Annotated in this window: 10 protein-coding genes; all 10 read right to left on the bottom strand. The window is 45.0% G+C overall.

Annotated features, from left to right (window positions below; genetic code table 11):
• Positions 1–266: 266 nt before the first annotated feature.
• Positions 267–947 (bottom strand): C39 family peptidase, encoded by a 681-nt coding sequence (locus tag ACFO4R_RS11260; protein ID WP_379789255.1) that lies wholly within the window; start codon positions 945–947, stop codon positions 267–269.
• Between the two features lie 29 nt (positions 948–976).
• On the bottom strand, positions 977–1438 hold the full coding sequence (locus ACFO4R_RS11255; protein ID WP_379789253.1) for a hypothetical protein: 462 nt from the start codon (positions 1436–1438) through the stop codon (positions 977–979).
• Between the two features lie 423 nt (positions 1439–1861).
• Positions 1862–2530 carry a hypothetical protein gene (locus tag ACFO4R_RS11250; protein ID WP_379789252.1) on the bottom strand — a complete coding sequence of 223 codons (669 nt, stop codon included), beginning with the start codon at positions 2528–2530 and terminating at the stop codon, positions 1862–1864.
• 1060 nt (positions 2531–3590) lie between these two features.
• Complete coding sequence (locus ACFO4R_RS11245) at positions 3591–4058, bottom strand: MarR family winged helix-turn-helix transcriptional regulator (RefSeq protein ID WP_379789250.1); 468 nt, start codon at positions 4056–4058, stop codon at positions 3591–3593.
• Positions 4059–4429: 371 nt separating this feature from the next.
• Complete coding sequence (gene fabZ, locus ACFO4R_RS11240) at positions 4430–4855, bottom strand: 3-hydroxyacyl-ACP dehydratase FabZ (protein ID WP_379789249.1); 426 nt, start codon at positions 4853–4855, stop codon at positions 4430–4432.
• 35 nt (positions 4856–4890) lie between these two features.
• A complete protein-coding gene (gene fabF, locus ACFO4R_RS11235; protein ID WP_379789248.1) occupies positions 4891–6135 on the bottom strand; it encodes a beta-ketoacyl-ACP synthase II in 1245 nt (414 codons plus the stop codon).
• 10 nt (positions 6136–6145) lie between these two features.
• Entirely contained in the window at positions 6146–6883 is a 738-nt protein-coding gene (gene fabG, locus ACFO4R_RS11230; RefSeq protein ID WP_379789247.1) for a 3-oxoacyl-[acyl-carrier-protein] reductase, read from the bottom strand.
• A gap of 31 nt (positions 6884–6914) precedes the next feature.
• Positions 6915–7841: an ACP S-malonyltransferase gene (gene fabD, locus ACFO4R_RS11225; protein WP_379789246.1), complete on the bottom strand. Its 927-nt coding sequence runs from the start codon at positions 7839–7841 to the stop codon at positions 6915–6917.
• On the bottom strand, positions 7838–8908 hold the full coding sequence (locus ACFO4R_RS11220; protein WP_379789245.1) for an NAD(P)H-dependent flavin oxidoreductase: 1071 nt from the start codon (positions 8906–8908) through the stop codon (positions 7838–7840). The genes fabD and ACFO4R_RS11220 overlap by 4 nt, the downstream gene beginning before the upstream one ends.
• Positions 8895–9860 (bottom strand): DUF561 domain-containing protein, encoded by a 966-nt coding sequence (locus ACFO4R_RS11215; protein WP_379789244.1) that lies wholly within the window; start codon positions 9858–9860, stop codon positions 8895–8897. Before ACFO4R_RS11215 ends, ACFO4R_RS11220 begins: the two co-directional genes overlap by 14 nt.
• Positions 9861–10297 lie beyond the last annotated feature (437 nt).

The following is a 10297-nucleotide window of genomic DNA, read 5'->3' as shown; positions in this document are numbered from 1 at the left end:
AGTTGAAATTTTGTTTGAAATTCCAACTTTTTTTGCTTGTTTTTTCTCATTTAACTCAGAAACTCAGGAAGAATAGTAGTATCATAAGTGGTCTTTCCAATCTTTCTCTTTGTGTTAACGCCTTTTTATCTCTAATTGTCAATCCTTCCACAAATTCTCCTTTCCAAATTTTTAAATTTTTGTCAACAAAAAAGGAAGGTTCGGATATTTTCTTTTTCTTCCTTTTAGTGACTTTATTTCATTGTTTTACTTGGACAAACCGGGATTTATTGTACCCTTGTTGGAATAAAAACTGTGTTCTTTTCAAAAATACCGAATGCAAATCCGAAGTTATAAAACAAAGGCATATTTTCAAACGAGTTAAAACTTGTTCTATTTACAAATTCATTTAAGGAAATTGTTTCAATATATCCGTATGGATTTGCGATTATAACGCTGTCATTTCTTATGTCTATTCCAACTATCAGCGAATAATGCAATGTCCATTCGTCACCATGTTTTGCTGCCCATTCAAATGGGACGGGAACACCATCTGCTAAACAATCATATACTTTGTCAATCAACTCACTATTGGTAAGGTATTTGTACATTGTTGTCTGAAATTCAGGGAACTGATAGTTAAACTCATCACAAAAAGCTTTCCCTGTGGAAGTCACGACTGTTCCATATTTTTCATAAAGATCTTCTTCCGTAACTTTTCCGCCATTCCACGCAGAAAACATTTCAATTACAGCATATCCACAAGAAACATCTTGATTTATAACCTCTATACCGTCAACAAAAACCGGTGTCTGATACTTTTCACTATTTATAGCAACAGAATAGTCATCTTTGATTCTATTTGTTTTTACTGCCAACACTGTAAAAGCTATTCCGACAATAAAAATCAGAATGATAGTAAATAACAAGATAGCAATCAATACTATTTTTCTATTATTTTTCTGCACCCCTTTATCCTCCGCAAATTCTAATTTGGTTAATGCACTTTCTCTTCCGATTGCTTATTAAGTAGCTTTATCCACATCTTTTGTCTGTGCGAGTAAAATGCTTTTGCCCACAAATATATAAATGGTGTTTTCCATCCTGCTCCGATTTCTACCTCGTCGGTGTATTCAGTTTTTCCGTCAGCAGTTTCTTTAAGAATAATTCGATGATTCCATACAGGGCAAAAAGGATTGCTCTCATTTGTATAGATGTTGTCCGAGTTGAATTCTTTGACATTGATAACATGAACACCTAGCGTAATAAAGCTAAACACCTTAAAATCGAAAGAGAAACTTCTGCCAACTTCCCAAACCAATTCTGTTTGTCCATCAGGGCTTTTGAATGTTGCATAGGGCTTGGCAATATATGCAAGTGTATCAAATCTTTGAAGTAGCGCAAAAACATTGCTTTGCTTCGCTGTAAAAACGGATTTTTTTTTGACAGTCATTTTCATTTATCGTTCCTCATTTTCAAAGCGGCTGATCTCCTTGACAAATTCTGATTTATATCCTCATAATATAGTCCTTGAATAAGCAACTATACTATTTATTTTATCATAAATTCCTTATTGCACTTTTGTCTTTCAACTCAATTCTGTTCATCTCCTTCCTTTCCATAATCATCAATAGGAGTGTACATTCGAGTGATTTGTATATTCTCTCAAGGGTTTTGAACGTAATCGGCTTATTCTTTCCTGTCCGAGCCATAACCTTGGTTGTAAGCCCTGCCATTGACCTCTCTTTTCTTCAAATCTTTCTGAGCAAGCTGTATCCATAACGGACAATATTCTAATGCCATATCACAACCTCTTTTGCATCAGTATTTCATCACCAATCGATTAAGTGCTATATTCACCTCTCACCCAAAAACTTTTCTGTCATTTCAATCTAAGCCCTTGCAAATATGCCATTTTCATCCAACCTGCACCTACAAACTCATTGTAATTCGGATCGATATCCTTCTGATTCATCTGTGATAAGCGGTTAAAAAACTCGACCATGCGACCCGTATTGAAACTCTTTTCGATTTTCTTTTGTAATGCCAAATTGGCCAACTCCTCATCTCCGAAGACCAGAAAATAAGATAGTGAAATATCCAATTTCCCTTCGAGGGAATACTGCATGATCTCATAGGGAGAGCGGTAAAACACTTCAAATATAGGTAAGACGCTGTATGCAATCGCATTTTGTAATTGTGAAACCGTATAGGGAAAATTAGTTTTTGCCAAATCCCAAGTTTTGTATTCTTTACCTAAAATATAGCAAAGCTGATTCCCGTAGATTCTTCCGCTGCAATACTCATTATGGTATGCCTTGATATCAAACTCTTTTACCGCCTTCGAAAACACATTGATATGCGGAATTATGGTTATATTATTTTCAGTGTTTCGATGTAAGGATTGGAAATAAATCTCTAACGTGATATCCTTACTCGCTTTTTTTGATATGGTTTGCCCTTTTTGCTTTGCCTTAAATCCTTGTGAAAGCAAAGGAGTTGCTATCTCATTACAACCCCTCAAAAAAATTTCTCTCGGTTTTTCATTCATAGTATATCTCCTCCTTCCATCATCACACTAAATGAAGAATCGTTGAATTCTTTAATCATAAATCCCATCCGAAACATGATAAACACAGGGAGTCATAGGTTTCAGTCATATCCCGATCTTTTCAAAAATACATTCCGATAATTCTGCTACATACCCTACCACCGGCATATTATCCAAATCTTTTTTTACTATAGCATGTAAATTGACTAAACTCCATCTAAGGTTTCTCGAATTCGGTTTTGCAAACTTTGTTTCATACTAAAATTCATTAGAATTGACGACTTGAATGCTTTGAGAGCATAGGATCATCCAAATTGTTTTTCGGTAATTGCATATTCTGTATATCCGGCATTTCAAACGGAGAATAGTATTATGGAATTCATTGGTTTTGAACAGGTTTCTTTTTGTCTGTCATTTAGCCTTCTCAATCCTTTCATCATAAATCACTTCTTTCAAACAATAAAAAAGAATTGAGCAAAACATCTTTCCCTCAAATAGTGATTAAGTGTTCTGCTTAATTCCATCACGCCCGCCACCGCGAAGAGTTTTTATACTGTTTTCGATAGGAGCTTGGTTATCCGCATCTTTAAACATAAAAATCCGTCCCATCCCCGATAAAACAGAGAAGACATCGATACCAACGTTTGAACGGATACAGATCTCCTACGGAGTACAAACAGTTCCTATCAACAATGCGACCAATAACAGCCGATCAGACGTTGAAGAATAGGATTCTTTTGTCTTTCACTCCTATCAACAATGCAATGGATGACAGCATCAAGTCCCTACGGCTCATTGGCCTATGGAAACACTGCACAAAGGCAAGTTTCTGATTTTCCTCCGGTTTTATAGAATACAAAGGTCTGTCATATCAATATTTTTAAAAATTTCATCCTTGATATAACATCGGTTTTATACTATTCTCCAATAGAAGTATGGATATATCTGTTTTTGAACTCACGAAAAATCGGTTTATCTTCTATGGGGCGCAGATTGTTTATATCCACAACTCAAAGGAAGAGTTTTTTTATGCTGATTTTTCGAATTATGCGGTGTCTTCCTATATGCTGAGCTTCGGCTTTCTCTCCAAACGGGCAGTGACCTCTTCCATCAGTTCATCGGAGACAATCTCAAGCATTTCCTTGAGTTTCTCGACATCTTCCTGTGGAAAACGATCCATGATTCTTTGAGATACGATTTGGAGGTACTCGTAGTTGATCCCGTAGTATTTTTGGAATTTTTCCGTGACCTCCAGATGGACCTCCCTCTTATCTTCCTTGGAGCGGATCCTCTTGACATAGCCCTTTTTTTCCAGATTGGTGATCTTATAGGCCACATTCGGTTGAGACATCCCCGTAAAGCGGGAGAGCTCATTGACCGTAGGCCCGTTGAGTGCATAGATAAGCTCGACGAAAAAGGTTTCTATCGTAGTCAGGCTGGCTTCTCTGTTTTCGAAGGTCTGAAACACCCTCCGGTAGAAATTTAATTTAAATTTTGAATACACTGCATTCAGTGCCTCTCCGATCATAGAAGACTCTCCCTTCGTTTGTATACTTCTTTCAGTGTACCAAATCCGATACCTTTTCTCAAGTTTATTTTGAACTCCGCGAGCACTTTGCTTATGTCTCGGACTTGTCTCAGATAAGTAGCACAACGTGAAAAAACGTATCAAAACCGCTTCCAAACAAGAAACAAAATTTATGAAAATCTCCGTTTCACAAGATCGTTGCAGCCTCTAAGACAATAGAATGAGCAGATTGTAATGAGCCGTTCAAATTGACAGGTTGAATGGTTTGAACCATCGCCTTCCGAATTGTTTCTTTGGTAATCGCATGTTTTGTATATCGGGCATTTCGAATGAAGAATAGTATTCTGCCGCATTTTCCTTTCTTTATTTTCTTACTTTAGTGCAAACATGATTTCACATTCGCAGACAATCTTTCCGTCGACTTCCGCCACTGCTTCGCCCACTCCGAGGCTTCCCCTGATCTTCGTCAGACGGCAGCTCAACTCCAAGACATCTCCCGGTCTTACGACCCCGCGGAACTTCGCCTGCTTGATTCCTGCAAAAAATGCCAACTTGCCCCTGTGCTCTTCCTGAGAGAGCAGGGCGATGGCTCCCACCTGCGCCAAGGCCTCTATCATAAGGACACCGGGCATCACGTGTTCGCTCGGAAAATGTCCGCAGAAGAACAGCTCGTTTGCACTGACGCATTTGATCCCCTTCGCCCACTTGCCTTCTTCTCCATCTACAATCTTATCCACCAATTGAAACGGATAACGGTGGGGAATGATGGTTTGGATCTCGTTCGAATTATACTTCATCTTCGTCTCCTTCTTTTCGCTCTTATCCTTCCGGCCTACTGCTCTTCCCTGTACTTCTTAAATACCAGGGTGGCGTTATGTCCGCCGAACCCCAAGGAATTGCTCAAGGCATAGTCTACCTTCGCCCTGCGTCCTTGGTTGGGGACGATATCCAAATCACAGTCCTCGTCCCTGTTTTGGTAGTGAATGGTTGCGGGAACAAAGTCCTCGTGAACAGCCATTATACAGGCGATGCCTTCGACGGCTCCCGCCGCTCCGAGCAGGTGGCCCGTCATAGACTTGGTCGAGCTCATCATCAACTTGTAGGCGTGCTCCTTGAAGACGGCCTTGACCGCCTTGGTTTCGCAAGCGTCGTTGAGAGGGGTGGAGGTTCCGTGAGCATTGATATAGTCTATGCAATCAGGTGACAACCGTGCATCCTCCAAGGCTCTGTTCAAGCAGGCGATCGCGCCTTCCGCCTCGGAATCCGGAGCCGTGATATGGAAGGCATCGCAGCTTGAGCCGTAGCCTATGACCTCGGCATAAATCTTCGCCCCTCGTTTTTTGGCATGTTCCAACTCTTCAAGCACGAGAACTCCCGCCCCCTCTCCCATGACAAAGCCGTTCCTGTCCTTGTCGAAGGGAATCGAGGCCCTTGTTACATCTTCTTCAAAGCTCAGGGCCTTCATCGCCGAGAAGCCGCCGATACCCAGCGGAGTGATACTCGCCTCCGAACCTCCCGCCAACATAACATCTTCATAGCCGTCCCTGATCTTATGGAAGGCGATCCCGATGGAATCCGTGGCCGAGGCACAGGCAGTTACCACACATTGGCAGGTCCCCTTGAAACCGAATTCGATGGCGACACTGCCTGCCGTAATATTAGTAATCGCCATGGGGATAAAAAAGGGAGAGATTCTGTGGAAGCCCTTGTTCATTCCGTCCGTATGGTTTTTTTCTATGGTGGAAAGTCCCCCTATCCCGGATGATACGATAACTCCGCATCTGGTCTTGTCCACTTGCACATCCAAGATCCCGCTGTCCTTGACCGCCTCTCTCGAAGCGACGATGCCCAGTTGGGTCACCCTGTCCATCCTCCTCGCCTCTTTAGCGTCGAAGTGATCTTCCGCCTTGAAGGCCTTGGCTCGACCTGCAAGTTTCGCCTTGTGGTTGGTCATATCCATTCCTTCTATCTCCGATATACCGCAACGGCCTTCCTTGAAGCCTTCGATAAGTTCCTTTGCCGTGTTGCCAAGTGGCGATACTGCACCGATTCCCGTTACAACAACTCTCCTTCTCATACTCTTCCTCCTAGATACTCATTCCTCCGTCGATGCGAAGTACCTCTCCCGTAATATAACGGTTCTGCTTCGATGCCAGAAAACTTACCGCATTTGCAATGTCTTCAGGCTCAGCGATATAGCCTACCGCCGTCTGGTTTACGATGGCCTCCTTGACCTTATCCGACAACTTGTCGGTCATATCCGTTCTGACAAAACCGGGAGCGATGGCATTGACCAGAATTCCCTTTTTTCCCAGTTCCTTGGCAAGGGATTTGGTAAGCCCGATCAACCCCGCCTTGGACGCCGCATAGTTCGCCTGACCCACATTGCCTCCCACTCCGGATATGCTGCTGATGTTGACAATCCTCCCGTAACGCTGTTTGATCATAATCGAGGACGCGTACTTCGTTACGAAGAAGGCTCCCTTGAGGTTGGTATCCATCACCTCGTCATAGTCTTCCTCCTTCATTCGAAGAAAGAGTCCGTCCTTTGTGATTCCCGCATTGTTGACAAGGATATCGAGTCCTCCCATCTCTTCTACAACCTGATCGACAAGTTCCTTACACTCCCTCTCCTGTGATACATCCGCCCGTATCAGAACGGTTCTGACGTTGAACTCCTTACACAGTCTCTGTGTTTCTTCCGCTTTTTCCAAACTTCCGTTGTAATGGATGGCAACGTCGACATTCGCCCTTGCGAGCTCTATCGCGATCGCCCTTCCTATTCCTCTGCCGGCCCCTGTGACCAATGCGATCTGTCTTTCCATGGATCCGCTTCTCCTTTTCTGCTCCATCTTCTTATCGTTCTTCTTTCAAATACTTCTTTGCTTCCTCGAAACTTTCCGCACTGTTGCAGGAAATCACCTTACAATCCTTGTCGATCTTCTTGATAAACCCTTCCAGGACTTTTCCGAAGCCTATCTCCACAAAGGTGTCCACTCCCCGGCTCCTCATATATTCAATCGTCGATGTGAAGTGTACCGGTTTTTGGACCTGCTGAACGAGGAGGGCCTTCATATCTTCCCCCTCCGTCTTTTCTCTTCCCGTCAAGTTCCAAACGACAGGGATCTCGGGCTCATGGAAGTCTACGGTTCCAAACTCCTTCTCGAGGACCTCCCCTGCCGTCTTCATATAGGAGGTGTGGAAGGCTCCGCTGACGCGAAGGAGGATGGCCTTTCCCCTTCTCTCCGCCTTGATTTTTGCAGCGATCTCCTGTACCGCCTCACGCTCTCCTCCTATGACGATCTGCCCAGGACAGTTGTAGTTGGCAATCTCAACCCTTCTTCCCTGTGCACGATAGTCCTTGCAGATCTCATCCAAAAAGGCTTCGTCCACGCCTACCGTAGCACACATCACGGTGTCACGCCCCAAAAGAGCATCCTCCATCGCCCGCCCCCTGACACGTCCGATATGTATCAGGTCTTGTGCGGACAACACCTTTGCACAGTAGAGAGCCCCGTATTCTCCTATGCTGAGCCCTGCCGTCATATCGGCTGTAAGACCCTCTTTTCTAAGGAGTTCGGTCATCACGATATCGAAGGCGAGCATACAGGGCTGAGTGTTCCTCGTTTTGGACAGGACATCGTCCTCCGCAGAAAAAGAAAGGTCCCTGATATCTTCATACCTGTCGTAGAACTCTCTGACAAACTCGAAGTTCTCGTAGAGGTCTCTTCCCATTCCCACCTTCTGACTTCCCTGTCCCGCATACAAAAAAGCTGTTTTCATTGACATTCCTCCCACTGGTCTCTGATCTCTCCGATCAATTCTTCCACACGGTATATCCTGTTGATCCTTCCCGCATTTTCTCCCGAAAAAAACAGACCTTTTTCACGATTCCCTTGTGCGGCCTGCATAAGCGCCTCCGAAATACAGTAGGGCGTCGTAGCGGGGTCACAGGTCTTGAGACAATTGACGCACCTTGTCGGAGCGATCCGCCCGACTTCCTTGACCTTTCTTGTAAATTCGGTCGAAAGCACTCTTCCCGGAAGCCCGACGGGACTTTGCAAAATCATGATATCTTCTTGGCCCGCCTCGCAGAGCAGTTTCGCAAACTCCGGAGAAGCGTCACATTCTTCGGTCGCAATAAAGCGTGTTCCGATCTGGGCTCCGAAGGCTCCCAACTTTTGGTACTTCGCCAGCTCATAGCCGTCAAACACTGAACCTGCAACAAAGACCGGGATCCAGGCTCCCTTCTTTTCTTCGTAGATCCTCACTTCCTTGAGGACCTCCTGCAAAAGATTCTCAAGACTCATCCCTTCCTCGTCGATCTGCTCCCTCTTAAAACCGAGGTGGCCTCCTGCACCGCGTCCTTCAAGCACGATGAAGTCAGCAAACCTCCCGTACTTCTTCTGCCAAGTCTGAAGAATGACTCTCGCCGCCTTTGCGCTCGATACGATAGGAGCCAGGGCGACCTCGTAGCCTTCGGCGAGCTCAGGCATGACCATGGGAAGACCCGCCCCCGAGATAATCGCATCGATCCCTTCTTCCAAGGCACATTTGAGCATCTCGTTGTACTGATTGGCCGCGACCATACAGTTGATGGCAAGCATCCCCTTACCTCCCGCGATCTCCCTCGCCTTGGCGATCTCTTCGCGGAGAGCTTCCCGGTTGGCATTGAGCGAATCGCGATAAAAGTTCTCCCTGCGATATCCTATCTGAACGGTCGAGATCACTCCCATACAACCCTGCTTGGCAACGTGTCCCGCGAGGTTTCCCAGCGATACCCCGACTCCCATTCCTCCCTGTATCAGAGGGAAGTCCAAGCTTTTATGTCCCAATTTATATTGTTTCATCACAGAGTCCCTTCCTCGCTTTACGGTAGTCCGAAAACAGCTTTTCAAGCAGTTCTCTCACTGTGTATTCTCCCTTAACCATGGCAGCGGTCTGTCCCGCCATCAGGGAACCGTTCTCCGTATCTCCGTGGAAGACCGCCTTTCGGAGAGAACCCAAGGTGTATTTTTCGAGTTCCATCAGGTCCGCACCCTGTTTCTCCAGTGAGATATAGGCCTTTACCATCTCGTTCTTGAGTACGCGAACGGGAGTGCCTCCTATCCTTCCCATTACAGTGATATGCGTATCCTTCGCTTGGATCACCGCCTGCTTGTAGTTAGGATGGATGGGACATTCCTCCGTAGTGAGCAGACAGGTGCCTACCTGAACTCCGCTCGCTCCGAGCACACCTACCGCTAAAAGCTGCCTTCCGTCCGCAACTCCTCCGGCGGAAATCACGGGAATATTGACCGCATCCACAATCTGAGGCAGAAGCACCAGGGTCGTCGTTTCTCCGACATGACCTCCGCTCTCCGTACCCTCGGCAATCACACCGTCGACTCCGAGCCTTTCCATCCTTTTTGCCAGTGCTACCGACGCTACAACGGGAAAGACTTTGATCCCGTTCTCCTTCCACTCTTTGACGTACTTCCCGGGATTGCCCGCTCCCGTTGTGACCACAGGTACTTTTTCTTCGATCACGATCTTTGCCATCTCTTCGGTCTCGGGATTCATCAACATCAGGTTGACACCGAAGGGTTTGTCCGTCTTGGACTTACAGAGCCTAATATGGTCCCTCAAGGTCTCAGCCGTCATTCCTCCCGAACCTACGACTCCGAGCGCTCCCGCGTTGGATACCGCCGCCGCAAACTCTCCGGTTGCAATATTTGCCATTCCTCCCTGTATCAAGGGATATTCTATTCCAAGAATCTTGTGCAACTTCATTTTTTCCACTCCCATAATTTTTGTTTTCATACCGAAACTTCAACCGTTCGGCGACAGGACCCTCGATCCCTGAAGTGTTCTCGGTAATATCACTGTTGTTTGATTGCAGTCTCCGCTGCTATCCGTTTGAATCCTCAAGTAGCACCTCACAAAGGCAAACTTCTGACTTCCCTTTGAGTTTCCAACACGCGAAAGTTTGTCAAATCAAAACTTTTAATAGTTTCTTCCTTCATATTAAAATAGAGTTTATGTCGATTTTTTGAATTATATTGTGTTTCCTTTACCTTCCAAGCGATACTCTACGACCAAATAATTACTCCCGGCAGTTCCGTCGTTTCTGATTTATACTATTATCCGTTCGAAATATCGGATATAAAGAATATATACTTACCGAAAAACAATTTGGATGATCCAAAGCGTTCAAGCTGTCAATTTCAATAGATTATAGTATCAAAAAACATTTCCAT

Origin of the sequence: Filifactor villosus (assembly GCF_042652965.1) — a bacterium.
In the GTDB taxonomy this organism is placed as follows: Bacteria; Bacillota; Clostridia; order Peptostreptococcales; family Filifactoraceae; genus Filifactor; species Filifactor villosus.
The sequence above is the reverse complement of the archived record's forward strand: the minus strand, read 5'-3'. Positions and strand labels throughout refer to the sequence as shown.

Coding starts and splice junctions, on each gene's coding strand:
- ACFO4R_RS11255 (WP_379789253.1), bottom strand. CDS start 1,438: ATGAAAATGACTGTCAAAAAAAAATCCGTTTTTACAGCGAAGCAAAGC.
- ACFO4R_RS11250 (WP_379789252.1), bottom strand. CDS start 2,530: ATGAATGAAAAACCGAGAGAAATTTTTTTGAGGGGTTGTAATGAGATA.
- ACFO4R_RS11245 (WP_379789250.1), bottom strand. CDS start 4,058: ATGATCGGAGAGGCACTGAATGCAGTGTATTCAAAATTTAAATTAAAT.
- fabZ (WP_379789249.1), bottom strand. CDS start 4,855: ATGAAGTATAATTCGAACGAGATCCAAACCATCATTCCCCACCGTTAT.
- fabF (WP_379789248.1), bottom strand. CDS start 6,135: ATGAGAAGGAGAGTTGTTGTAACGGGAATCGGTGCAGTATCGCCACTT.
- fabG (WP_379789247.1), bottom strand. CDS start 6,883: ATGGAAAGACAGATCGCATTGGTCACAGGGGCCGGCAGAGGAATAGGA.
- fabD (WP_379789246.1), bottom strand. CDS start 7,841: ATGAAAACAGCTTTTTTGTATGCGGGACAGGGAAGTCAGAAGGTGGGA.
- ACFO4R_RS11220 (WP_379789245.1), bottom strand. CDS start 8,908: ATGAAACAATATAAATTGGGACATAAAAGCTTGGACTTCCCTCTGATA.
- ACFO4R_RS11215 (WP_379789244.1), bottom strand. CDS start 9,860: ATGAAAACAAAAATTATGGGAGTGGAAAAAATGAAGTTGCACAAGATT.